The organism is Rhizobium sp. 05N430 (genome assembly GCF_056396985.1).
Genome location: NZ_JBFTMO010000015.1, coordinates 66,151 through 88,244, shown reverse-complemented (window position 1 = coordinate 88,244; position 22,094 = coordinate 66,151). Strand labels below are relative to the sequence as shown.

General features: G+C 57.9%; 23 protein-coding genes and 1 pseudogene. 12 read left to right on the top strand and 12 right to left on the bottom strand.

The features are described from left to right. Positions 1-15: 15 nt before the first annotated feature. The 3 genes from AC1DJO_RS24275 to katE all read left to right on the top strand — a co-directional run bounded on the left by AC1DJO_RS24275 (position 16) and on the right by katE (position 4,296). On the top strand, positions 16-891 hold the full coding sequence (locus AC1DJO_RS24275) for an alpha/beta fold hydrolase (protein ID WP_112386852.1): 876 nt from the start codon (positions 16-18) through the stop codon (positions 889-891). Between the two features lie 663 nt (positions 892-1,554). After that, positions 1,555-2,058, top strand: coding sequence for a YciE/YciF ferroxidase family protein (locus tag AC1DJO_RS24270; RefSeq protein WP_112386851.1), 504 nt, complete (start codon positions 1,555-1,557; stop codon positions 2,056-2,058). Between the two features lie 87 nt (positions 2,059-2,145). Then, positions 2,146-4,296, top strand: coding sequence for a catalase (katE, locus tag AC1DJO_RS24265; protein WP_112386850.1), 2,151 nt, complete (start codon positions 2,146-2,148; stop codon positions 4,294-4,296). 59 nt (positions 4,297-4,355) lie between these two features. Here the strand turns inward: katE and AC1DJO_RS24260 are convergent, their stop codons facing one another. Next, on the bottom strand, positions 4,356-4,523 hold the full coding sequence (locus AC1DJO_RS24260) for a hypothetical protein (protein WP_310300447.1): 168 nt from the start codon (positions 4,521-4,523) through the stop codon (positions 4,356-4,358). Between the two features lie 527 nt (positions 4,524-5,050). Here AC1DJO_RS24260 and AC1DJO_RS24255 point away from each other — a divergent pair. The 3 genes from AC1DJO_RS24255 (at position 5,051) to AC1DJO_RS24245 (ending at position 7,338) form a co-directional block, all read left to right on the top strand. Then, positions 5,051-5,404 (top strand): response regulator, encoded by a 354-nt coding sequence (locus AC1DJO_RS24255; RefSeq protein ID WP_477831657.1) that lies wholly within the window; start codon positions 5,051-5,053, stop codon positions 5,402-5,404. A gap of 532 nt (positions 5,405-5,936) precedes the next feature. Beyond that, entirely contained in the window at positions 5,937-6,164 is a 228-nt protein-coding gene (locus tag AC1DJO_RS24250; RefSeq protein WP_112386848.1) for a DUF6894 family protein, read from the top strand. A gap of 550 nt (positions 6,165-6,714) precedes the next feature. Further along, on the top strand, positions 6,715-7,338 hold the full coding sequence (locus AC1DJO_RS24245) for a hypothetical protein (RefSeq protein ID WP_112386894.1): 624 nt from the start codon (positions 6,715-6,717) through the stop codon (positions 7,336-7,338). Positions 7,339-7,358: 20 nt separating this feature from the next. On the opposite strand, the gene AC1DJO_RS24240 is transcribed toward AC1DJO_RS24245, so the two are convergent. Next, positions 7,359-8,111: a sulfite exporter TauE/SafE family protein gene (locus tag AC1DJO_RS24240; RefSeq protein WP_112386847.1), complete on the bottom strand. Its 753-nt coding sequence runs from the start codon at positions 8,109-8,111 to the stop codon at positions 7,359-7,361. Between the two features lie 467 nt (positions 8,112-8,578). Next, the gene (locus tag AC1DJO_RS24235; RefSeq protein ID WP_112446052.1) at positions 8,579-8,842 is read right to left on the bottom strand and encodes a hypothetical protein; all 264 of its coding nucleotides are present in this window, start codon (positions 8,840-8,842) and stop codon (positions 8,579-8,581) included. A 352-nt stretch (positions 8,843-9,194) separates the two neighbouring features. On the opposite strand from AC1DJO_RS24235, the gene AC1DJO_RS24230 reads away from it, so the two are divergent. Together AC1DJO_RS24230 and AC1DJO_RS24225 are read left to right on the top strand one after the other, a co-directional pair. Then, complete coding sequence (locus AC1DJO_RS24230; RefSeq protein ID WP_112386845.1) at positions 9,195-9,398, top strand: cold-shock protein; 204 nt, start codon at positions 9,195-9,197, stop codon at positions 9,396-9,398. Between the two features lie 190 nt (positions 9,399-9,588). After that, the gene (locus tag AC1DJO_RS24225) at positions 9,589-10,038 is read left to right on the top strand and encodes a hypothetical protein (protein WP_112386844.1); all 450 of its coding nucleotides are present in this window, start codon (positions 9,589-9,591) and stop codon (positions 10,036-10,038) included. Between the two features lie 31 nt (positions 10,039-10,069). Here AC1DJO_RS24225 and AC1DJO_RS24220 read toward each other — a convergent pair. The 8 genes and pseudogenes from AC1DJO_RS24220 to AC1DJO_RS24185 form a co-directional block, all read right to left on the bottom strand. Next, a pseudogene (locus AC1DJO_RS24220) lies at positions 10,070-10,767 on the bottom strand (SDR family NAD(P)-dependent oxidoreductase). Positions 10,768-10,914: 147 nt separating this feature from the next. Continuing rightward, the gene (locus tag AC1DJO_RS24215) at positions 10,915-11,553 is read right to left on the bottom strand and encodes a glutathione S-transferase family protein (protein WP_112540863.1); all 639 of its coding nucleotides are present in this window, start codon (positions 11,551-11,553) and stop codon (positions 10,915-10,917) included. Between the two features lie 80 nt (positions 11,554-11,633). Next, on the bottom strand, positions 11,634-11,861 hold the full coding sequence (locus tag AC1DJO_RS24210) for a hypothetical protein (protein WP_112386842.1): 228 nt from the start codon (positions 11,859-11,861) through the stop codon (positions 11,634-11,636). Next, positions 11,858-12,040: a hypothetical protein gene (locus tag AC1DJO_RS24205; protein ID WP_112386841.1), complete on the bottom strand. Its 183-nt coding sequence runs from the start codon at positions 12,038-12,040 to the stop codon at positions 11,858-11,860. The genes AC1DJO_RS24210 and AC1DJO_RS24205 overlap by 4 nt, the downstream gene beginning before the upstream one ends. A gap of 747 nt (positions 12,041-12,787) precedes the next feature. Beyond that, positions 12,788-13,123, bottom strand: a complete 336-nt coding sequence (locus AC1DJO_RS24200) for a hypothetical protein (protein ID WP_112386840.1) — start codon at positions 13,121-13,123, stop codon at positions 12,788-12,790. Positions 13,124-13,684: 561 nt separating this feature from the next. Beyond that, positions 13,685-15,970 carry a xanthine dehydrogenase family protein molybdopterin-binding subunit gene (locus tag AC1DJO_RS24195; RefSeq protein WP_112386839.1) on the bottom strand — a complete coding sequence of 762 codons (2,286 nt, stop codon included), beginning with the start codon at positions 15,968-15,970 and terminating at the stop codon, positions 13,685-13,687. Further along, positions 15,967-16,956: an FAD binding domain-containing protein gene (locus AC1DJO_RS24190; RefSeq protein WP_112386838.1), complete on the bottom strand. Its 990-nt coding sequence runs from the start codon at positions 16,954-16,956 to the stop codon at positions 15,967-15,969. The genes AC1DJO_RS24195 and AC1DJO_RS24190 overlap by 4 nt, the downstream gene beginning before the upstream one ends. Next, positions 16,953-17,486 (bottom strand): 2Fe-2S iron-sulfur cluster-binding protein, encoded by a 534-nt coding sequence (locus tag AC1DJO_RS24185; RefSeq protein WP_112540862.1) that lies wholly within the window; start codon positions 17,484-17,486, stop codon positions 16,953-16,955. The genes AC1DJO_RS24190 and AC1DJO_RS24185 overlap by 4 nt, the downstream gene beginning before the upstream one ends. A gap of 846 nt (positions 17,487-18,332) precedes the next feature. On the opposite strand from AC1DJO_RS24185, the gene AC1DJO_RS24180 reads away from it, so the two are divergent. The 4 genes from AC1DJO_RS24180 to AC1DJO_RS24165 all read left to right on the top strand — a co-directional run bounded on the left by AC1DJO_RS24180 (position 18,333) and on the right by AC1DJO_RS24165 (position 21,255). Then, the gene (locus tag AC1DJO_RS24180) at positions 18,333-18,515 is read left to right on the top strand and encodes a hypothetical protein (RefSeq protein ID WP_112446054.1); all 183 of its coding nucleotides are present in this window, start codon (positions 18,333-18,335) and stop codon (positions 18,513-18,515) included. A gap of 175 nt (positions 18,516-18,690) precedes the next feature. Further along, positions 18,691-18,879 (top strand): hypothetical protein, encoded by a 189-nt coding sequence (locus AC1DJO_RS24175; RefSeq protein WP_112386836.1) that lies wholly within the window; start codon positions 18,691-18,693, stop codon positions 18,877-18,879. Between the two features lie 727 nt (positions 18,880-19,606). After that, positions 19,607-19,963 carry a hypothetical protein gene (locus AC1DJO_RS24170; protein ID WP_112386834.1) on the top strand — a complete coding sequence of 119 codons (357 nt, stop codon included), beginning with the start codon at positions 19,607-19,609 and terminating at the stop codon, positions 19,961-19,963. 959 nt (positions 19,964-20,922) lie between these two features. Further along, positions 20,923-21,255: a sunset domain-containing protein gene (locus AC1DJO_RS24165; RefSeq protein WP_442208315.1), complete on the top strand. Its 333-nt coding sequence runs from the start codon at positions 20,923-20,925 to the stop codon at positions 21,253-21,255. Positions 21,256-21,452: 197 nt separating this feature from the next. Here the strand turns inward: AC1DJO_RS24165 and AC1DJO_RS24160 are convergent, their stop codons facing one another. Continuing rightward, positions 21,453-21,746: a DUF982 domain-containing protein gene (locus AC1DJO_RS24160; protein WP_112386831.1), complete on the bottom strand. Its 294-nt coding sequence runs from the start codon at positions 21,744-21,746 to the stop codon at positions 21,453-21,455. Positions 21,747-22,094 lie beyond the last annotated feature (348 nt).

The following is a 22,094-nucleotide window of genomic DNA, read 5'->3' as shown; positions in this document are numbered from 1 at the left end:
ACCAGGAGCGAAGCTATGCCGCACGTTCGAACGCAAGACCTCGATATCACCTTCTTCGAGACGGGAGCACAGCACGGAAAACCTGTACTCCTTCTTCATGGTTGGCCGGACGACCCCACAACATGGAACGGTGTCGCAGAGCGCTTGAAGGATCGAAATCTAAGGTTTGTCATTCCGTATCTGCGCGGCTTCGGCCCCACGACCTTCCGCAGCGACAGCGCGCTCAGGACCGCGAACGGCGGCATCCTCGCCATGGATGCGATTGCACTGATGGACGGGCTCGGCATCGAGCGGTTCTCGGTGGTCGGGCACGACTGGGGATCGCATATCGCCGAATGCCTGGCGATCGGCTGGCCCGACCGTGTCGAGAGGATTGCCCAGCTTTCGTCGACGCCGCGCATGGGCGGTCTGCGGACGCCGCCGTTCCGGCAGTCCCAGCTCTACTGGTATCAATGGTTCATGGCGACGAAGCGAGGGGCCGAAGCTATCGCCAAAGATCCTAAGGGGTTCGCCCGCATCCAGTGGGAAAACTGGGCGCCCCAAGGCTGGTTCGACGAGGCGACTTTCGGGGCAGTCGCGAAATCGTTCGAGAACTTAGACTGGGTGGCGATCACGCTTCACAGCTATCGGGTTCGCTGGGAAGAGGCAGAACCCGATCCGCGCAGCCTGTGGCTCGAGCAGAGAGTGAAGGAGACAGAGTCCCTGTCGCTTCCGGCGATCTTCATTCAGGGCAAAGAAGATGGTGTCACCCCAGCTGTGATGTCGGAAGCCGTCCACCAGAAATTCTCAGGACCTTTCCAGCGCATTCTCCTTCAGAACGTCGGACACTTTCCGCAGCGCGAGGATCCGGAAACGGTCGCGCGAGAACTCGTGGTCTTTCTGGAAGGTTAGCGCCGCCTGCTGCGTGGTCGCTTGCGGAACTTTGCTTCACGCGCTCATTGGGGCAATTGGAGAAATCATATGTTTGCTAACTGCCCTCATCGCATCCATGTTTGTGGGGGCTCGTCGCAATGACTTTGAGAGAGCTAGACACGAAACGGTCGAACTGAAGGCGAGAGCGTTTCGCAGGTCCGCCAGCAGTCGATGACGAAGAGTTCTATCTCGCTTTACAGCCCTCAGCGCTTCGAGACGTCGAGAGCATCCGCCACGGAGAAGCGTGCTGAACTCATTGAGTAGGCGGTGAAAGCGGGGTGGGACATGATGAGGTCCGGTCTATAGTCGCGGACGCAGCTGATCTTCGCACCCAAGACGTCGGATTTCTAGCACCCACGCTTGGGGTCGTTCCGCCGTCTTCCGTGTAGCGCATCCGGCTCGCCTCCGGACCGCAAGTTGAAAGCTCGTACGCTCAACACATCATCGTTGGACTGAGCGATGACGGCTACAGACTGCGCAACAAGACTCCATCAAATTTGGCGACTGCTCACGGCCGCTCCTTCTTTGTCCGATATTGGACGGGGAACAAACCAGCTGCGCGGAGGTTAGCTTCGCGTCTCTCACCTAGGATCAGAACGCAAACGAGATCGGCTGAGAGCGAGTAAAACAACGGAGAATATCATGGCAACGACCAAGACACTCGACGACCTATTTCTCGACACGCTCAAGGATATCTATTTTGCAGAAAAGCAGGTTTTGAAGGCTCTGCCGAAGATGGCCCGCGCCGCGCAATCGGAAGAAGGCAAGGCTGGATTTCTGCAGCATCGTGACGAGACACAGGGCCAGATCGAGCGGCTCGAACAAGTATTCGAAATTCTCGGCAAGCCGGCCCGCGGCAAGACCTGCGAAGCGATCCAAGGCATTCTTGCCGAGGGTGAGGAGATCATGGAGGAGTTCAAGGGCTCTCCTGCTCTCGACGCCGGACTTATCTCGTCGGCGCAGGCGGTCGAGCATTATGAGATCGCGCGTTACGGCACGCTCATTGCCTGGGCGAAACAGCTGGGCTTGACGGACGCCGTTCCACTCCTCGAAGCCACGCTTTCCGAGGAAGAAGCCACCGACCAGAAGCTGACACAGCTAGCCGAAAAGCAGGCCAACGCCGCCGGTAAAACCAAGGCCGCATAAGATCGCGACCTGTCAAGCAAAAGGCCGCCCGGAGGGCGGCCTTTTCGCAGTTATCCGAATTAAGATCAAGTTCAAGGGGACACTAACATGGCCAAACGCCCAGCGAAACCCACATCCCTTCCTTCGTCTGACGAAGTCGTCAAGATCCACGACCAGCAGCTTCATCGAGGCACTGGAGGCGAACTTCACCAGTTTGCCGAGGATGGCCAGGACATCCTAACCACGTCGCAGGGCGCGCCCGTCGCCGACGATCAGAATTCACTACGCGTCGGTCCACGCGGGCCGCTTCTCGTTGACGACTTCCATTTCCGCGAGAAGATTTTCCACTTCGACCACGAACGGATCCCCGAGCGTGTTGTACACGCTCGGGGCTACGGCGCCCACGGCTTCTTCGAGACGTACGAATCCTTGGCGGACGTCACACGCGCGGACGTATTCCAGCGTGCTGGCGAAAAGACGCCCGTCTTCGTGCGATTTTCAACAGTCGCCGGCAACAAAGGATCCGCTGATCTTGCGCGCGACGTTCGGGGCTTTGCGGTGAAGATGTATACGAAGGAGGGCAATTGGGACCTAGTCGGCAATAACATCCCGGTCTTCTTCATCCAGGATGCGATCAAGTTCCCAGACCTCATCCATGCCGCCAAGCAGGAGCCGGACCGCGCCTTCCCCCAGGCCCAAACCGCGCACGACAATTTTTGGGATTTCATCAGTTTGACGCCCGAAAGTATGAACATGGTCATGTGGATCATGTCGGACCGAACCATCCCCCGGTCGCTCCGCTTCATGGAGGGGTTCGGCGTCCATACCTTCAGGTTCGTCAACGCCGAGGACAAATCGACCTTCGTCAAGTTTCATTGGAAGCCGAAGCTCGGCCTGCAGTCCGTTGCGTGGAACGAGGCTGTCAAGATCAACGGCGCTGACCCGGACTTCCATCGACGCGATCTTTGGAATGCAATCCAGTCTGGCAACTTCCCGGAATGGGAACTCGCGGTTCAGCTCTTCGATCAGGACTTCGCGGACAACTTCGATTTCGATGTGCTTGACCCGACGAAGATCATTCCTGAGGAAATCCTGCCGGTTAGGCCGATCGGGCGGATGGTTCTCGACCGGATGCCGGACAACTTTTTCGCCGAGACCGAGCAGGTCGCGTTCATGACGCAGAACGTGCCACCGGGCATCGACTTCAGCAACGACCCGCTGCTGCAAGGCCGGAACTTCTCCTACCTCGACACTCAGTTGAAGCGTCTGGGCGGTCCAAACTTTACACATCTGCCAATTAATGCGCCGAAATGTCCCATGCACAACTTTCAGCAGGACGGCCACATGGCGATGCGCAATCCCGTCGGCAGGGCGAACTACCAACCGAACTCGCATGGGGAAGGCCCCCGTGAATCGCCGTCCCGCGGATATCGGCACTTTCCTGCTGACGAACAGGGTCAGAAGGCGCGGCTACGTCCTGAGAGCTTTGCGGACCACTATAGCCAGGCCCGGCAATTCTTCATCAGCCAGACTGGGGCGGAACAGCGCCATATTGCGTCGGCGTTGACATTCGAACTGAGCAAGGTCGAATCGTTGGCGATCCGTGAGAGAATGGTGTCGCACCTTTTGAACATCGACGAGACGCTGGCGACGACGGTCGCGCAGAAGCTTGGCTTTCAATCGATGCCGAAACCGGCGGATGCCGCCATGCCGACAAGGCAGGATCTTGAAGCTTCCCCTGCGCTGAGCATCGTCGAACGCGGACCGATGCGGTTCGAAGGGCGCAAACTCGGAATTATGATTGCCGACGGCGTCGATGCGAAGCTGCTGAAAGCGTTGACGAAGGCAGTCGCAGCCCAAAAAGCCGTCATCGAGTTGATCGCTCCAAAGGTGGGCGGCGTCACGGCCGACGACGGGAGCTCCATAGAGGCGAACCATATGATCGACGGGGGGCCGTCGGTACTTTTCGATGCAGTCGTGCTTTTAACGTCGCATCAGGCAATCGACGACCTTGTCAAAGAAGCGGCCGCCCGCGACTTCGTCGCAGACGCCTTCCAGCACTGCAAGTACATCGGCTACGACCAATCTGCCATGCCGCTCCTTGAAAAAGCTGGAATTTCCGGTCAGCTTGACGAGGGAACGATTCAGTTATCAGATAGCAAGGACATAGAAGCGTTTGTTGAGAAACTCGGCAAGCTGCGTGTTTGGGGCCGCGAGCCTTCAGTGAAGCTCGGCAAGGCATCGCCGCCAATCGCCTGATTCAGTTCGGGCGCGGAGTGTTCCGCGCCCGTTAATCTTCTCGGATAAAGGGTTTGATGTCACTTCGAGTTCTTGTGGCTCTGTGCGCCGGCTTTGACGTGCTGCTCATGCGAGCCGCCCTGTTTGCCAGACGAGCTTGCGCTTTTCGTCGTCGATGATGCGCTCTTACCCGAGCTCGATTTGGACCCGCTCTTGGAATGCGAAGTGTCGGTGCCAGTGGATGCCATTATCATTTTCCTCCTTAAGAGATCCTCATGATCTCGAAAGCTTAACTCCCACTTTCCGATCGTGTTCCGAATGGTTTTCAAAAAGCGTGATTTCCTTCGTATCAACCAACCCGGACCTTGAGGTCGGGCGGAGCAGGCGGATCGAATAATGGGCCTTTTATTTTCCAAGTAGCGTTGCGACCTGCGCCAGACCGCTGCCGAACAGGTCGGTGATAGGTCGAATATCGGGCGGACGGCTGCAGCCTCGCCTTGCGCTGTTTTCAAAGGTATCCTGCCCGGATCATTCAGCAATGATAGGACCTGTCATCGTCGCAGCCGCAGGAGACAACAATGGAGACGAGCTTTCCAAAGTTTCGGTGGCGCTTTGGGTGACCACAGGCGGCCAGTTGGAAAGCGCGCGGCTCTCAGAATGTTGCAGACGGTCGTCAAATGTACGGCATCGCACGCAACGAGCCGCACGAGTGACAAATCGGCGGCTTTCGGGTAGCGATTGAGACTGCCCAAGAGGGAAAATCATGGCTACAATAATGCTGCTCGAGGACCAGCCCTTCATCGCGCTCGACATTGAAATGCTGCTTGGCGAGTATGGCCACGATCACGTGACCTTTTCCACATGTGCAGATGCGAAGAAATGGCTGAACGACAACACTCCATCGACCGCGATCGTTGATCCACGGCTGTCGGACGGGCTGTGCGCAGAGGTTGTCAGAATCCTTGTTGAGAGAGGCACACCGTTCATCGTCTATTCTGGCGAGGCGGAGTCCCTACCGGAGATCGAACCGGCCTTTGCCGAGGGGGAACAACTTTCGAAACCGTGCGAACCCGAGCTCCTTGTGGCTGCGGTTGCCCGCGCCTTGAAAGATCGGCCTGGCCAGGTCTAAACGCCGTCCCACCCGTCAACAGATGTCGTCGCGATACCGGCGGCAAGCCTGTTCAAAAGAGCCGCTCGGATGTTGGTGCGGGTGCATGCGAAGGAGAGAGCAATCGTTAGCTATAGGCTTGGCACTTCGCGATTCCTTTAAAAGAAATGCCCTCGGTTCGAGAGGGAGGGAACCGAGGGCTGAGTCTCGACAGGCTATCGTGAGGGGTTTCGATCGTGGCCCCGATTGGGAACGAGGTTTCCGTGTCGCCATAAAAACCTTGATCAAACAAGTTGGTTCCGCACACGTTGCGCGAAACCGTCTATCGTCGTGAGACGGTACCGGACGAACGAAGTGGTGCGAAGTCTGGAGCTCGCCGGAGGGGACGTGCTCAGCATACAACTGCCCGCTCGAATGCATGATCGCCGACCGTCTCCTCACGACCGCCGACCTGTAATATTGTTAAAAGGGGCCGAACACCGGCTTAACCGTATCAAGGCCACAAGTTGCTGTTATTTTTGGAACGCATGCGGTTTCTCTTGGTTCTAAGCAAATGCGCTACTTTTTCCATATCCACGAAGATGCAGTCTATATCGAAGACGTGGAAGGCATCGACTTACCGGGCGGTGGGGAAGCCCGCAATGAAGCCGTCAAGGCTGCAAGGGAGATGGTTGCCGAGCTTGTTTTAAGCGGCGAACCTATCGACGGAAAGACATTTGAGGTCCGCGACGAAGGCGGCACCCTCATCGCGACAGTACCCTTTTTGTCGGTCATAAAGTGAGAACCTGAAACTCAGCTTCGATCGGATGGGCTGATCAAGGTCGGCCCACCGGTCACTGGCTGTGGGGCGGATCCGCTTTATTGATCCTGCGGTTCCGTGCGCATGCCATCTGAAGTCCGTAAAGTGTCGGTCGCGACCACCGAGCCACAGGGTTCACAACGACTGGTCACAGCCTCTTAACCCATGCTCCAAGACTTCCGCAGATCGAAAATCGCTCCGGCGCCGCAGGGGTCGCGCGCCGGCCGCCAAGCACTCGCGAACCCAGTCCCGGCTGCCCCGAGTTTCGTGGCTCCGCCCATATCATGCGTCAGTCATTCAACGGATGACGCGTCGTTGGTGCAGGGTGCCTGCGTAGATGCAATTCCTGATCCGCCGGCGTGCTGTTTCTAAGGCGATCGCGCTGTGCCGACTGTAATTTTCCACGGTGCATGGAGGATTGACCTGGCAGTTCGATCCTTCGCGATGACCCGCGCGACAGAATTGTGGCTTTGGCAGGTTGAGCGACACTCGCCTCGTTGACGAAGAGCGCGCGGCAACCCATTTCATCACCATGCGGAAAGAACAGAAGAATGATGTCGAACTCCTGAAGACATGGCGACTCGTGCCGGCAGCGACGATGGGATCGACGGTTCGTGCGAAAGGCATTCTCATGGAGCTTCGCGCCAGGGTGCCAGCGCCGGCGAAGAAGTCGCTTGACCTTGATGGAGGCGAAATCACTCTGGTGATGCCTGCCAGCCAGAAGGCCGAGTTTCATGCGATATCGGCGATCGTCGCCAATCTACTCGATGGCATTGAGCGATTGCCGGTGATCCCGCGCGAGATCCAGGACATCCTGACGATCACAACCAGCGAACGCCATCGCTGGCTGGCGGACGGCCGCCTGCCGAGCGCAGGTACGCGAACCGTCCGGCTGAATGGCAGGGCACGCCGGATCACCTTCCACGTGTTCGATCCCAAGGTGGTCGAGGACATTCTGGACCGGGGTGTGGTGGACGAATGGCGCGATGAAGACGCGATTGCCAAAGCCGAAAACCGGCGGCGCGCCGCATATCAGGCGAAGCTGACGCGATCGCTCAAAAAGAGTAAGCCCGCTAAGGTCCGGACCATGGCTGACGCCGACGCTTCAAAATTGGATGGCTGGGACGAGTTCGGACGCGACGGTTTCTTGAAATAGGTTTGGCTATACGCCAGCTTCTAAGAAAAATAGGCCCGGGCAAAAAACAGCGCCGTTGTCGCCACCGCGAGCGCAATCGTGAGGGCACGGACCGCGGAGGCTGGCAATTTCAAGCCAACATGCGCACCTGCCCAGCCGCCGAGAAGCGCGCCCGTCAACATGGGAAGGCATTGGAACCAGGCAATCGCCCCAGCTGCGACGAAAACAATGACAGCCACTGCGTTTGCAGCAGTCACCATCAACATCCGCATCGGGTTTAGTTCCTTGATCTCGCCTCCGCCGAAAATGCTCCAGGTGGCCAGCATCATCAGGCCGACCGCTCCACCAAAATAGCCGCCATAGACGCCAAGAAGGAATTGGATTGGGACGATGGTCGCGGTTCGGGCTGAAGCGCGGCTCCGGAAGGCCGCACTGATGCGCCGACCGAAGACAAGCATGCCCGTAGCAATCAGAAGCAGCCATGGCAGTATGGCGTCGAAGACACGGGAAGGCGTCAATAACAGCAGCATGCTGCCGCAGAGTCCGCCAAGGACGGTTGCAAGCGAAATCGGCAAAACCGGCACGCCGCAGACTTTACCGAAACCATCGCGATACACCCAGGAGCTCGCCAACCCACCCGGGAAAAGAGAAAATGTGCTCGTCGCGTTGGCCGCGACAGACGGCACGCCGACGGAGATCAACGCCGGCAGGGACACGAAGGACCCGCCGCCCGCCAAGGCGTTCATGCTGCCTGCCAGCATCCCTGCGAGCAACAGGAGCAACATATCATTCATTGGGACTGCCAGGGTTCGCATATGACCGCATCACTGACGATCTAACATTGTCAGCGCGTCGAAGCGAGGCCGCGTGGGTGTTATTGGCTGGAGAGCGCTAGCCGACGCTATAACCGCCATCGACGGGCAACGTCACACCCGTGACAAGGCCGCAGCCGGCGAGCACAAAACAAGATTGGACCCACCAGATCGTCGGCTGTGCCCCAGCGTTTGAGAGTTGAGCGGCTGGCAATCGCGGCATGCGCGTCAACGTGTTGCCCCTGGCTACCACCAAACCGACATGACGAGACCGCTCTGGTCCGTTCCGGACAGCGAGGAGAGGTCCCGGCCCTGTTCCAGTGCTTTCGTGAGCCAGAGACGATGCCGTCCTGGCCGCGTGTGACGACGCCCTCGCGGGCAATGTAGCTGCACCGTGTATCACTGCCGGCTGAGCCGAAATGGTTGAACGCGAGCAAACGGAGGTTTCCCTATTCGGCTACTCTCAATGCTTCGCCGAACTTCGCAGCGAGACGGCGGCAGTCCTTGCAATTGAGTACGATACCTGCCAGTGCGACCGAAGCCTCGTGCTCGTCGCATTTCAAAGTTTCGAGGCCAGCGAGATGATGGATAGCATTGCCGAGGAGCATATTGCAGGGTGCGCCTTCAACGTTTGATCCGGTGGCCTTATGTGTCAAGACGCCGCTGACAGTAGCGAGCCAGTCACGCCGCGAAAATATGAGTTCATCATCCATTTCAGTCTCCGAAACTAATGAAGCATACCGTGCCCTTTTCGAAAAACGCGGCGGATCGCCCAACAGTTCCAGGGGCTGCATATGTTCCCAGTCAAACCATTGCGTTCGCAATTGGCGCCCAGGAACGTGGATGAAGACTGAGCCCTCCGCATCAGTGGACAGATCCTCAGGCAAGAAAACATGTGACGGACAAAAACTCACTGGGAGCAGGCCTCTTCCTGATGACAGCGTTCCCGCTGGGGATCAATTTGAAGGTCCTGCCCGCCGAGTGCGACAGGAAGGTTGCGGACTGGTTGGCAGCTGCTTAAGGTGGGCAGCGGTAGTTAAGGCCGCAATTCTCACGAGGATAAACATGGCAACTGGCACAGTGAAATTCTTCAATCAGGAAAAAGGTTTCGGCTTCATCACCCCCGATGCCGGCGGACCTGATGTCTTCGTTCATGTCAGCGCGCTCGGTGGTCAGGGATCACTGCGCGACGGCGACAAGGTCAGCTATGACGTTGGCCAGGATCGCAAGACTGGAAAATCCAAGGCTGAGAATGTCAGACCTGCCTAAGCTTTTGCGCCCCGGCCTCTGTGGCCGGGGTGTTTCGGCTGCTGCGGGCACCGAATCGCAGTAACAAGCGACGATAATCTCCCCTCCAGACTGACCGATCATCCATCGCCCGGTGAAACCGCGCATCAGCACGGAACCGTTAGGACCTCCCGTCGTTACGACTGACACACCAGCACGATGGAGATCATTAATGTCGAATGTATCGAGAGCAGGCGGAGAAGATCCCAACAATGCGACCAGTCAGGTCCGCTTCGGAAGGTCTGTCGAGAGCAAAGCTCAGATTGATGATGCGGCTGCGGCCGGTGCCGACTTTGGTGGCGAAACCCTGAATCTTTACAGGCTGGAGCCAATCGCGGCGCCGACCGATCCCAGATGGGTCAATTCGCCTGGGCATGGGACTGTTGTTGTTGCTGCGCGCAGCTCAGGAGACGCCCGTATCGTTGCGACCAGCCGCGAGCTCGACTTCATGGAGATCGACTCAGCTCCGGCCGAGGGCGTGACCACGACGAATGCCAGCTCATTTCGCGACGACAAGCTTTATTCGGTGACCGAGATCGACCACGGACGCACTGATCTTGAGCGTGGCTTGGTCGATGGCAAGATTTCGGTCGATACGATACGGCCAACGCAGGACGACTAAGGCCGAACGGCTAAAACCGCCGTAGCCGTCTTTACCGGAGAAGTCCCTGACCTCCGTCGATAAATAGCGGCGGGCCGGTTATGTTCCTCGCGCTAGCGGTCAGCAGAAAATGGATAGCGTCAGCTGCATCAGCGCTGTTCCTGGCTCGCCTTTCGTGAGAGCAACGCTACCTTCCGGACACACGACGGGGACCTCCACATCCTCGCGATGCCTGATATGCGTCGAGGCTGTATTTCGGTAGCGATCGCGCCCGGACAAAGAACGTTGATCGGATTGAATGACGGCCAAGTTCGAGTGCCAGCTGCTGAGCCATCGCGACCTGGGCGCCTTTTGTCGCGCTGTAAAGCAATCGCACCGGGTGAGGTGAAAGTGCGAACGCCAGCGTGAGGTACGTGCCGCGCAGGTTGACGCGAACGATCCTGTCCCACTCGTTCGGCATCAGATCGTCAATTGGGGCCCACACCCCATTAATGCTGGCGTTGTCGACAATGGCATCCAGGCGGCCGACCCTGGCCAAAAGGGCCGCGCGAGCACCTCCAATCTCTTCGTCCGACGACGATATCCGCACAGAAAGTGAGGCAACGGTCACTGGAAAATTTCGAGCGGACCGGTTCCCTAACTATCGGAATCGACCAGTGCGAGATCGAAGTCGGTCGCCATCCTGAACGCCGTCGCCAATCCTATTCCAGATGCGGCGCCTGTAACCAAAGCGACAGGCCTGGCAATGATCTTCAGACCCCACCTATAGAGACAGGTGTGCGATGGCGACCTTAGTTCGACGATATGCCTTTCGTCAGCCTCGTCGACCGACAATGCGCCGCTGACGATCCTTGTTCCCGTGCAGCTTGCGACAGTTGTCCGAGATAACATCTTCGATCACTGTGCAAACCTGTAAGGCCCGCCCTTTTCGAGCGCCCGGATATAGGCCGGGCGAGCATGAATGCGTTTGAGCCACTCGGCGATTGCAGGCCGGGAACCGCTCAGGCGGGCATTCTTGGCTGCAGCCTCAAGAGGAAAGCTCATCATGACGTCGGCGGCCGAAATGCTCTCGCCAGCGAACCAGGGGCGCGTCGAGAGCTCAGTTTCGATATAGTCGAGGTGCACGTCGAGCATAAGGCGAAGCCTTTTGAAGGCGACCTTTCCCAGAAGCGGTACACGGGACACTGCAAGGAGCGCAAACAGCACCGGCATGACAGAACCCTCGGCATAGTGGAGAAACATGCGGTAGCGAAGCAGGCCGGAGGGGCCTTCCGGCGGGCCCATCTGGCCGTCAGCTTTTGCGACCAGGTATTCGCAGATCGCCGCGGTCTCGGTCAGTATGGGTTGTGTGTCCCCGTGGCCGGCATCTTCAATCACGGGCGACTTTCCGAGCGGATGAACGCGCTTCAGTTCATCCGGCGCACTCATGTCGGCATTGCGCCTGTAGTGACGGACGTCGTATTCGAGGCCGAGCTCCTCCAACAGCCAGATCACACGTTGAGATCGGCTGTTATTGAGATGATGTAAAATGATCATTGAACCTCCGGCGGGCCGCGTCCATATGCGGTCTCGCGCTGTTACGAACAGTACAGGTGTACGGATCAGTGCAAGACCGATTAGCTTAACAGCATGGCGCCATCGCCGCCCGCGTTGTCGTTAAACGGCAAGCCGCGAATACGCCACGCTTGGCGCAAAATGTCCTGCAGTTCTTCAACGGAAAACTCATCGAAATTTGCCCAGAGCTGAACAGCAAGCGACCTAAGATCTACGGTCGTTTCAGGCTCGGCTTCCGCGGCCACGGCGAGAGCTTCCACCTCGAGCTGGAGGTCGGCATTCTCGGTCATAGTGCAACGCCGGTAACCGGATCAATGCTTGGACGTTCGCTCTCGTCCTCGCTGCCTGCAGGCTGCACCGTGGCAGGCGCCAGTGATTCCTTGTCGGCAATGTGGGGCTTCTTGCGAACCGGCTTTACATCGCGCGGGCGTCGTTGCTCGGGTGTAGCATTGGTGTCATTCGTGGCCATCATATCCTCCTAAAAAGGGCCGTTATGCCCGCTTTACCTGCCAGATTCATTTCTCTTGATTACCTTAAGGGGGGCAGCTTCACCACTTTTCTAAAGCTTTGCCAATCCGATCTCCAGCACCTGATTCATTTCACGTTTGAGGCCGGGTCAATGGTTACCTGACGTTTAACGGTGGCGACATCGCGATAAGGGTGCTGCAGCGGCGTTATGCGCCCATGGCTACACCCGCGATGAAGACAGATGGATCTCGACGTCGTACCGCTGCTTAACCGCGTCCTGATCTCGCTATCGTCGAGCTTTGCGAGCCGATGGCCGGCGAGCGTCATGTCCGCAGCTGCGAACTTTGTAGGTTGAGTTGCCATTGATTTCCTTTTGCAAGGTGCTAATTCCCGCACCGCATTGGGAACCTTACCGACAGGCGAGGTTCGGGAACCTTCGGCCGCGCTGGGCGCTTCTTTCGCACAATTATAGGCAGAGAAGAAAAATGTCGACCATGACACTTTAGGATCTATCCAATCATCTGAGAAAGATAGACTTTTGCCTGCTATGCACTACTGGGTCGAGGGCGATGGCCCCTCGCCCCATGAGCAAGAATAACGGCGATATTGATGAGACGTCCCTGCGCAGAAGTGACACCGGCCTATCGCTACAACCGCCGCATACAAATCGGAGGAGGCCCTTAAAACCGCCTCTCCTGCGGCCTTTAGCATTTCGCTTGGACCGGCGAGCATCATGAGAGCTCTCTGCCTATCCGCGGCCACCGGATCGTGAGTGCTGTAAAAGCGTGGAAACGATCATAGTGAGCGCAAATACCGAAATCGTTTTCAGCACGCGATAGGAGGCCCTCGGGCCGCTTGCGCTGCTGCTTGTGCTTCGGCCTTGGATGATCGCCAAACGTGAGCGAAGGTTCGTCGCTTCACTTTTCAGCCATGCGAGCTCCTTTTCCGCTGCAGTTTTGGCTTCCGCAATATGCTCCGTGCCCGATATTTCAGATTCTGCGCGAGCTTCCTCCATTTCGAGCGCGTAGCGATCGAGCTCAGACTTGACGACGCGCGCATTCGTCCGTGTATGTGTTCCTGCCATAGGATCCTCCTGTCGTTCCAATAACAACGCACAGGATCTCCAAAAGATGCCTTCTTACGGAGGTCTTCGTCTGCAATGACGGGCCAAGGCATTTCCTGTCATTTTTTTGTCCGCCGATGCGCGCCTCAACGTGTTAACTGCTGGCAACGGTTGCGCGCCGTGGCCTGTAAACGTCGGGGTTGAACGAAGCATGGCCGGCGCGGGAAGCGGCTCGCGGACGTATAATACCAATGCGGTAAGAGCCCGGTCTGCGAGGTCATTCAGACAAGATCTGGAGCGTTCAGGCGCCGGGCTTGTCAAGGTCGCCGACAACAGCAACGATTGCTGCGGCGGCGCGGATGCAGCAATCGCTTCCAGTAGATGGCGCAGTAAATCACCCCGTGATCGAACGGGAGAAGCTCGTCAGCTGCCAACTGATCCAATCTTTACTATCACTCGCTAATTCGTTTCACGCCGCTCGCCGAAACACCAATCTGCAACCCAACTGGGTAAAACAAGGGAGCCGTTAGCGGCAGCCTGCCCGATCGGCGATGGGCACTTCGCCGCCTAGGAAACATTCGTTCAGAGGAGCTTGTCTAATGTGATCGGCAGGTCACGGATCCTCTTGCCCGTCGCGTTATAGACAGCATTGGCGATGGCCGCCCCTACCCCAGTTATTCCGATCTCGCCTATACCGCGCGCTCCCATTGGTGCTTGAGGGTCGGCCTCGTCGAGGTAAATGACGTCGATCTGAGGAACGTCCATTTGCACTGGAACATGGTATTCAGCCAGCGAAGCATTCACAATGCGACCTGTACGCTCGTCAAAATTAGTCTCCTCCGTCAGGGCAAGCCCTATTCCCATGATGATGCCGCCCTTGAACTGGCTGGTCGCCATCTTGCCATTGAGTATATGGCCAGCGTCGAACGAGCCCAGAAACCGCCGGACCCTGGTCTCGCCGGTAATCTGATTGACACCGACCTCACAGAACTGCGCCCCATAGGAATGCATGGAAAAGGCTTCCATTTCGGCAGGCGGCGGTGCTTCGGCCTGACAGACAAGCTCTGTGCGTCCCGCCCGGAGCAGGATCGACTGATAGGTTTCAAAGCGGCTCTGATCCTGCACGTGACCAAGGCCGGAATTGCGTGCTTCCACGTCTGCAAACGACAGGCCTGCAAGGGGAGAGTCGTTGCCGGCGAGTTTAAGCAGCTCCTCGATGAACACTTCGGAGGCGGCAATGATCGCGCCTCCTATCGATGCCGTCTGCGTCGAGCCTCCCGCGATGACGCCGCGCGGAAGATGGCTGTCTCCGTATTCGAAGCTCACCTTGTCGAGTGGCACGCCCAGACGCGCCGAGATGTGTTGAGCCTGGGCGGTCGCGGTGCCCATGCCCATGTCGTGAACGGCTGTCGAGACCGCAACGGAACCATCTTCTGTCAGTTTGATGCGCGCTGCCCCCCCTGGAAAGCGGTGATACGGGTAGGTCGCAGTCGCGCATCCCAAGCCGATAAGCCACTCGCCATCGCGCACCTGTCCCGGTTTCCGGTTACGGTGGCGCCAGCCGAACCTCTCGGCGCCCCGCTCGTAAGCTTCGACCAACATGCGCGAGGAGAACGGCTTCCCGCTCGTCGGGTCAGTTTCTGGCTCAATCCTCCGCCGCAACTCGATTGGGTCGATCCCCAATTTGTCGGCGAGCTCATCCAGTGCACATTCGAGGGCGAAGGTTCCAACGGATTCGCCGGGCGCTCGCATGAAGGTATTGGCGAGCATGTCCATATCCGCCACCTCCTGGGCAAGCCGGAAGCTTCCCGCAGCATAAAGGTGGCGTGCCGGAAAGGTAAATTGTTCCGGGCAGGAATTGTGCGGTGTCATGGCGACGATGCCAGTGTGGATGAGAGCGCCAAGCTTCCCCGTTTCGTCGGCCCCGAGGGCGACGCGCTGCTCAGTCACCGTGCGTCCGCCCACGACACGGAAAACACCTTCGCGCGATAGCATAATACGCACCGGGCGGCTGGCGAGCTTTGCAGCCGCGCAGGCGAGGATCTGATGATCCCAAAGGCATTTGCCCCCGAATCCGCCACCGACGAAGGGCGAAGTAAGATGGACGTTTGCCGGATCGATCCCGAAGATCTCTGCAAGCTGGCCGGTCGTGAGGTCGATAAGCTGGCTGGCGTCATGGACACGGAGGTTATCGCCGCTCCAGGCCACTGTTGCCGCATGAAGCTCGATGGCGTTATGATTGTGACGCGGCGTCCGATAGAGGTTGTCGACCTGGACTGCGGCGGCTCGCAATGCGCTCTCGGCATCGCCGATCTCAAGAACGGGCGGCTGGCCAAGGAGGGTTTCGAGCTGACGCGGATTTGCCTTGGCCTCGGCGAAGGATGTCACGGCCGGTAAGAGATCATAGTCGGCGTCGATCAGCGAAGCGGCATAATCTGCCGCTTCTTGCGTTTCGGCCAGAACTAACGCAATCGGCTGGCCGTTCCAGTGGATCTCGTCAGTCTGCATTACCGGCAGGTCGCTGGCGCCAGCCGCATTGGGTGACGACATCATCAATGACGGCGCTTTCATGCGCGGTGCATTGCGATAGGTCATGACCAGGATGACGCCGGGCGCTTTTTCCGCATCGCCGACATGGAGCTGCGATATGCGTGCGCGGGCCACCGTGCTGAAAGCCAGGGCCGCGTAGCAGATATTGTCATAGGGAAACTCGGCAGCAAAGCGTGCCGCGCCCTGCACCTTCAGCGGTCCATCGATACGCGATACGGGTTGGCCAAGGGCGCCGTGTTTTCGAAGGAGCGGATCGCGGGTAACGGCGGGTTGCCAGTATCCGGGCTTCTGCGGTTTTGTATCCTGACCAGCGCTCATTTTTCCTCTCCCATCAATTCTTCAAGCACGACGGTGATCAGGCGCTTCGCCAGTTCGATCTTGAAACCGTTGTCCCTGAGCCCGACCGCTGCGGCGAGTTCGGCTTCCGCGGCGCGGCGAAAAGCGTCGGATCCGGCCGGATTACCTTTCAGGCTCGCCTCGGCGATGGCGGCGCGCCAGGGCTTGTGAGCAACGCCCCCGAGAGCAAGACGCACATCGCGCACGACACCGGCGTTATCGACATCGAGGGCGGCAGCAACGGAAACCAGCGCGAAGGCGTAACTTGCCCGGTCCCGAACCTTTCTGTAGGTCGAACGTCGACCAAAACCGAGCGGCGGTATTTCGACTGCCGTAATCAATTCGCCCGGAAGCAGTTCGGTTTCCACCTCAGGGTGGTCACCTGGCAGCCGATGCAGCGACTCCAGAGGCAGCATTCGTGTACCGAGAGGTCCGCCGAGATGAACGGTCGCATCCAGTGCAGCAAGCGCGACACACATGTCGGACGGATGGGTCGCCACGCAGGCAGGCGAAGCGCCCAGTATCGCATGATAGCGATTGAAGCCATCGCGCGCATCGCAGCCGGCACCCGGGACGCGCTTGTTGCAGCTTGCCGCGTTGTCGTAGAAATACCGGCAGCGCGTCCGCTGCAGAATGTTGCCCCCGACGGTCGCCATATTGCGGATTTGGGCGCTGGCGCCGGAAAGGATCGAGCGCGCCAAGAACGGATATCTGTCGCGAACGTGCGCGTTGGCCGCGAGCGCCGAGTTTTTGGCCGCCGCCCCGACGAAGAGACTGCCGTCAGCACGCATCTCGATCCGGTCATCAAGCCCGGTCACGTCGATCAGCACATCAGGTTGCTCGACGGTTTCGCGCATGAGATCAATGAGGTTCGTGCCGCCGCCGAGGTACTTTGCCCGACCGTTCGTCTTGGCGAGCGCAATGGCGCTCGCAGTATTGCCAGGCTGCTCGTAGGTGAAGATGTTCATGCGCGGGCCCCCTCTCCGATTGTAGGGTGATTGCCGGCGGAAAGGGTCTCGGAAATCGCCTCGACGATCCCGTTGTAGGCGCCGCATCGACAGAGGTTGCCACTCATCCGCTCACGAATTTCCGTCTGATCGAGAGCGATGCGCGGCGACGTCAGATCCTTTGTAACGGCACTCGGCATGCCCCGCTCAATCTCGCTTGCCATGCCGATGGCGGAACAGAGCTGACCGGGAGTGCAATAGCCGCATTGAAACCCGTCATGATCGACGAATGCCTGCTGCAGCGGATTGAGATGTCCGTCTTGAGCCAACCCCTCGACAGTGACGATCTTGCGGCCCTGATACTGCACCGCCAAGGCAAGGCAGGAGTTAATGCGCTCGCCTTCAACAAGCACGGTGCATGCGCCGCAGGCGCCCTGGTCGCATCCCTTTTTCGTGCCTGTACGTCCGAGGCAGTTTCTGAGCAGATCGAGGAGCGACGTCCGGATGTCTGCCTCGACATCGATCTGTTCTCCGTTGACAATGAAATGCATAGGCTCATCTCCCTTGTGCCGGATTCGGTCGACCCCCGCTGGTACAAGCTAGGGGGAACGCTGCCCGTTTCAAACGCCATCAGCCAATCTTCGTTCAATTTCAGCCGCAGCCTCAAAAAAATCCTAGGTAAAGCAATTCCATCCTCGAGGGAGGAGAACAGACCTCAACAGCCTTGTTTCGATTAGCTCCGCGCTGCTGATCTCACAAACTGTGGAAATCTGAAGCTTGAGCCTGATCGTGCCGCAGCACGTCAATGACAGCGGGAAAGACGGACGGCAGGAATTTGAAGGGGGATCTATGGGGAGAAAATAACAACGATAAGATTACGGCAGATCATGGCCTGACGAAGGCTCAGAGCAAGGCAATAGTCAAGGCCGCCAGGGCATGGTGCGCCGACGGCTTTAGCGTAAGACGAACACCGACCTGCCCGAAAGACAACACGTTCGTCCCAAAATCGAGTGGATTAGCGACTGGGCACGGTTGCACCTAGCGGGCCAAGCCGTCGATGCCAAGACGTTGGAACTCTGCGAGCGTGGCCCCTACGAGGTGTGGCCAGCGCGCCAGACCTCGGGGCAAGGAGGACATTGAAGGGCGGAGGCCTGAACACGGGTGAACGGCGGTGTCGCATTTCCTGCACAGCGTTCCCGCCGCCAGAGAATGTTGCGCGCTCACTGTTAAAATTGCTGATCGGCTGATTAAAATCATAAAGTTCGCGTTCACGGTTGCTATGAATCCCGGCATCCGAAATTACGCCGAAGCGGAATGCGTGGCGATCGCGCACGGGCTAAGCGCGGAACTATCCAAGCGACCAGGGATTTAATCAGGCCGATGAAAGGGATTGCGAGATGAATAAGGACACGAAGGCCCAGCAGGCAATAGAGGAGACTGGAAAGAAGCCGGTCAATGGGGTGGATAATCCGCCAGCCGGACCCCATGACAAACCGCATCTTCAGGATGAAACCAAGACGCCTGGAGCAGGTTCGTTACCCGATAAGGGGGATGAGAGCGTGTCACCGGGTAGTGGGTGAACTAGCATACGAACTTATGCCGCTGGTCGTACTCGCCTCGGCCTGTTGACGTGGCCCTTAGACGCCGACCGGCAACTATCTTACGGCTATCCACTACCGATTAATCAACTGTACGGTATAGGACGCTTGCCGACCCGCGGCTTGCCGCTTTCTGACGGCGGCCTAGCTCGATGGCATGTCCAAACAAGATCCAGAACACATCCGACGCCGGAACACCTTAACGGCACAGGAACGCCGCGATCGCTTCGATACCACGAACGATCTGGCGATGGCGACCATCGGGGCGGAAATCGACGCGCGCCGCGAGAAAACCGAACGGCTGAAAGCTCAGCGTGAGGCTGCGGGCCGATCGTCTTCCGGCTGACAGTCTCGACTTCTTCTCGGTAACGGTTGGGGCAGCGAAACATTTCGCGGCTTCGATCAATATTGGAAGATGAGTGCAGGCGACGAGTAAGACACCCCGCAGTCCAGCGTCTCGGACAGCCGATCGATGCCGGCATGATCTTTGCTATGATAGGTGGTCGGTATGCAATTATAGGTCGGAGCAGGAACTGTTGATGCGCACGTGTGTTTCCTTGTGAAGGAGAAAGTTAATGACAAGCACATCACGGAAACTTGCAGAGGAATATGTGCGCTTAGGCGGACGCAGACTTGCGAATATCGACGACAACATAGTTAGTGTCCGTTCCTGGGACAAGGACACTCCGGAGGCGGAGGCGTTCTGGAAGGAAAAGATATTAACGCTTAGCGAAATAGATCGGCACCAAGTTGAAGTACACCTGCCGTCCATCAGCGATCGTTGACGCTAGCCGTTCAAAATTTGAACTCAAGACAATTTACGTCGACGTATGACGCACGATGCCGGTCGCGGACTCACTGGATAGATCAACCTTCGACGGCCGGGCCGACCATCCCCACGGTTTAGATATTCAGGGCGGTCCATAATGTCGCCGGAGGAAATCCCACCGATCTAGCGGAAACCCGTACAGCATTGGTGCGATATCGGGAACCTTCAGGCAACGACTAGCTTAGGACATAGCGCCTTCCGATGTGGTGGCCGCGAAATTCCAGCTCGCTCGAAGGATTTCAGAATGACGAGAAACGATGGCGACCAAAGAGATGTGACGGAAACCGCCACGCAAGCAAGGCAGGGAAACCGCGGCAGGCCAGTCCTGATCGTGCTGATCAGTGGTCTTGTGCTTGCGCTGATCGCCTGGGCTGGCCTCGGTATATGGGGCGAAAGCATTGACACGGATGCCAAACCAACGGCCTCGACATCGAACGATCCTATAAACACACAGCCATCCGGAGCAGGCACATTCGATAATAACGCGGCCGATGGCAGTGCACGTCCGCCGGAAAAAACAGACCGATCGCCGTCGCCTAGCGGCAGTGGGGGCGGGCCAACCCAGGTCACATCGCCATCGGGTACAGAGAAGATCCAGTAGGTCAAGGGATAGCGTCAGTGTGGTCCGTCTCATCGAATGGCGAGTGTCGCCTCACGGCATCTAGTTCTACCATCATTCTAGCTCCACCGAACATCGGATGGCTGCTTGATCGGGCTCTTAGTTGTCATGAACGAAGGCAGCGTCAGATCGCGCCGAGCGTCTTCCCACCGCGACAAGCATCACAAGCATCTGGTTCATTGCTTTGAGATCCCCAATGGTGGCAGTGCGAAGGTTGACGCCGTTCACTATCCCTGGCCTGTAAACGCAGGTGTGTTCTCTGACGTCTGCGTTGTAATCGCCTCAACACACTCCAATACGCACACCCGCCCCGCCTTAGAGCGGGCCTTTTTCTCGATCTTCAAGGCCGAAGCTAAAAGGGGCGGCTTAACGGGAGCGCTCGGAATTGTTTTCGACGCTGGTCTCTCATTTGGGTCTGATGGGTGGCCCCGAAGCGTATAGTAAGCGCCCCTCGCTCACGAGGCGTGGCGGAAACGTTTCCTTATGGCCTCAGTGAGGCTTCCCGCGCCCGCCTAGTCCCTACCAACCATTGAAAGATTCATTTTGCGCACTACTTATAGGTGATGAACAAGCCAGCGACCAAAGCACAAGCCACCCATACGGAATCCATGTCGATCATCGCTGCACAGGATGCCGCTCGCGATAAGAAGACATCGCAGCTGCGGGAGTTGCGCTTAGCCCGCGACGCGGAGAGAGCCGCTACGGTCCTGCTTGAGCCCGTCAAGCCCGTTAAGCCTAGACGAAAGCGAACCGCCTAGTAGGTCGGTTGGTGCACCATCGCGGCAATGTGCTTGACCGGCCCGAGAGCTACCATCTAGCGCCGTAGCACTTCTGTGATTATGCCGCCCGAAGCTTGGCTTTTTAATGATATTGCCAACCTTCAGTTTACCCGGAGCTCAACTTTTCCTTGCGTTCCCGCATGGTCACGGCATCCTTCTGGAATGCCGACACACCGCTCATTTCCGGCCCCACGATACCGAGTGAAGCAGGCGCCACCGCTCTTCTCGATGAAGGCGTTCTATCTGGCTGTCATCGGCGCAGGCGTGATTGGTTACGGTGCCGTCGATGCGGTCAATCTTCTCACCCCCACATCAGCGCTCAGTGGTGCTTGCAACATCAAGGGCAACATCAGCATCCAAAGCCGAGAACACATTTACCATGTGCCAGGCCAGGAATATTACGAAGAGACCAAGATTTATCCCCAGTATGGAGAACGGTGGTTCTGCTCAGAGGCCGAGGCGCGCGCGGCGGGCTGGAGACGCGCGCGCAGTTAGACGCAAACCTAGGATCCCTTCGCGCAAATCACCGCCATGTCCACTACATAAAGCCTAGTGCGCCGTCCACGCTGCGATGAGGCCGCTATCGTTGCGTCCATATCCTATGACGAAGCTAGGCATCTCCTGATGTGAAAAGCCGCCACCGGAATGAAAGGGCGGCGGGCGTGGAATTTGCGCTGTGTCTATGAAGGCGCCTACGAGCCGATGTTCCGATCGCTCTGGCGCTTGGCAACAACGGGCACCTCTTCAATGTTTGCGAGCATGTGGTGCTTTATCAGGAACCGACGAAGGTTTTCCCTGAACGCTGGCAAAGGAAAGATACCTTGGGCCGCCATGCGGCAAGCCTTTTCAATAACCTCATAGGTGGCATCTCTTTGCTCTTCCGCCCATTCGTCGAGGAAGTCAAAGACATCTTCGAGGCTAGCGAGTTCCTGAATATAATGCCGCTTCCTCAGGAACAACGGAGCGTCAAACGAGGTGTTCGCCATGGCCATCTCCTTCCTCGTTGCGTGTTTGACGGCGCAAGATTTAGGAGAAGGCGGCGGAAAATCAAGACCTGTTTTAACGCACCTAATGGGTGGTGGGCCGCAGCGTTCTCGCTGGTCACAAGCGAGTTTGGCCATCAGGCTCATCTTCGCAAGACCGTATTTTTGCAACGGAAGGCGGCCCGATCTCTGAAACGAAAAAGACAACCCGAAGGCGGCCTGATTTGGTGGTCGCTTCGTGCAAATCACCACAATATCCACTACGCACTGTAGAATGTTCACCGGGACAACACCCCGGATGAAAGCCCCGATGCACAGCCAAATCCTCTAAGGCGTCTTTCAGGTAATCCG

Coding starts and splice junctions, on each gene's coding strand:
- AC1DJO_RS24195 (WP_112386839.1), bottom strand. CDS start 15,970: ATGAGCGCTGGTCAGGATACAAAACCGCAGAAGCCCGGATACTGGCAA.
- AC1DJO_RS24250 (WP_112386848.1), top strand. CDS start 5,937: ATGCGCTACTTTTTCCATATCCACGAAGATGCAGTCTATATCGAAGAC.
- AC1DJO_RS24255 (WP_477831657.1), top strand. CDS start 5,051: ATGCTGCTCGAGGACCAGCCCTTCATCGCGCTCGACATTGAAATGCTG.
- AC1DJO_RS24210 (WP_112386842.1), bottom strand. CDS start 11,861: ATGACCGAGAATGCCGACCTCCAGCTCGAGGTGGAAGCTCTCGCCGTG.
- AC1DJO_RS24165 (WP_442208315.1), top strand. CDS start 20,923: ATGCCGACACACCGCTCATTTCCGGCCCCACGATACCGAGTGAAGCAG.
- AC1DJO_RS24235 (WP_112446052.1), bottom strand. CDS start 8,842: ATGGATGATGAACTCATATTTTCGCGGCGTGACTGGCTCGCTACTGTC.
- AC1DJO_RS24160 (WP_112386831.1), bottom strand. CDS start 21,746: ATGGCGAACACCTCGTTTGACGCTCCGTTGTTCCTGAGGAAGCGGCAT.
- AC1DJO_RS24205 (WP_112386841.1), bottom strand. CDS start 12,040: ATGGCCACGAATGACACCAATGCTACACCCGAGCAACGACGCCCGCGC.
- AC1DJO_RS24215 (WP_112540863.1), bottom strand. CDS start 11,553: ATGATCATTTTACATCATCTCAATAACAGCCGATCTCAACGTGTGATC.
- AC1DJO_RS24245 (WP_112386894.1), top strand. CDS start 6,715: ATGCGGAAAGAACAGAAGAATGATGTCGAACTCCTGAAGACATGGCGA.
- AC1DJO_RS24175 (WP_112386836.1), top strand. CDS start 18,691: ATGTCCAAACAAGATCCAGAACACATCCGACGCCGGAACACCTTAACG.
- AC1DJO_RS24185 (WP_112540862.1), bottom strand. CDS start 17,486: ATGCATTTCATTGTCAACGGAGAACAGATCGATGTCGAGGCAGACATC.
- AC1DJO_RS24270 (WP_112386851.1), top strand. CDS start 1,555: ATGGCAACGACCAAGACACTCGACGACCTATTTCTCGACACGCTCAAG.
- AC1DJO_RS24225 (WP_112386844.1), top strand. CDS start 9,589: ATGTCGAATGTATCGAGAGCAGGCGGAGAAGATCCCAACAATGCGACC.
- AC1DJO_RS24170 (WP_112386834.1), top strand. CDS start 19,607: ATGACGAGAAACGATGGCGACCAAAGAGATGTGACGGAAACCGCCACG.
- AC1DJO_RS24240 (WP_112386847.1), bottom strand. CDS start 8,111: ATGAATGATATGTTGCTCCTGTTGCTCGCAGGGATGCTGGCAGGCAGC.
- AC1DJO_RS24200 (WP_112386840.1), bottom strand. CDS start 13,123: ATGGCAGGAACACATACACGGACGAATGCGCGCGTCGTCAAGTCTGAG.
- AC1DJO_RS24275 (WP_112386852.1), top strand. CDS start 16: ATGCCGCACGTTCGAACGCAAGACCTCGATATCACCTTCTTCGAGACG.
- AC1DJO_RS24180 (WP_112446054.1), top strand. CDS start 18,333: ATGAATAAGGACACGAAGGCCCAGCAGGCAATAGAGGAGACTGGAAAG.
- AC1DJO_RS24230 (WP_112386845.1), top strand. CDS start 9,195: ATGGCAACTGGCACAGTGAAATTCTTCAATCAGGAAAAAGGTTTCGGC.
- AC1DJO_RS24260 (WP_310300447.1), bottom strand. CDS start 4,523: ATGGCATCCACTGGCACCGACACTTCGCATTCCAAGAGCGGGTCCAAA.
- AC1DJO_RS24190 (WP_112386838.1), bottom strand. CDS start 16,956: ATGAACATCTTCACCTACGAGCAGCCTGGCAATACTGCGAGCGCCATT.
- katE (WP_112386850.1), top strand. CDS start 2,146: ATGGCCAAACGCCCAGCGAAACCCACATCCCTTCCTTCGTCTGACGAA.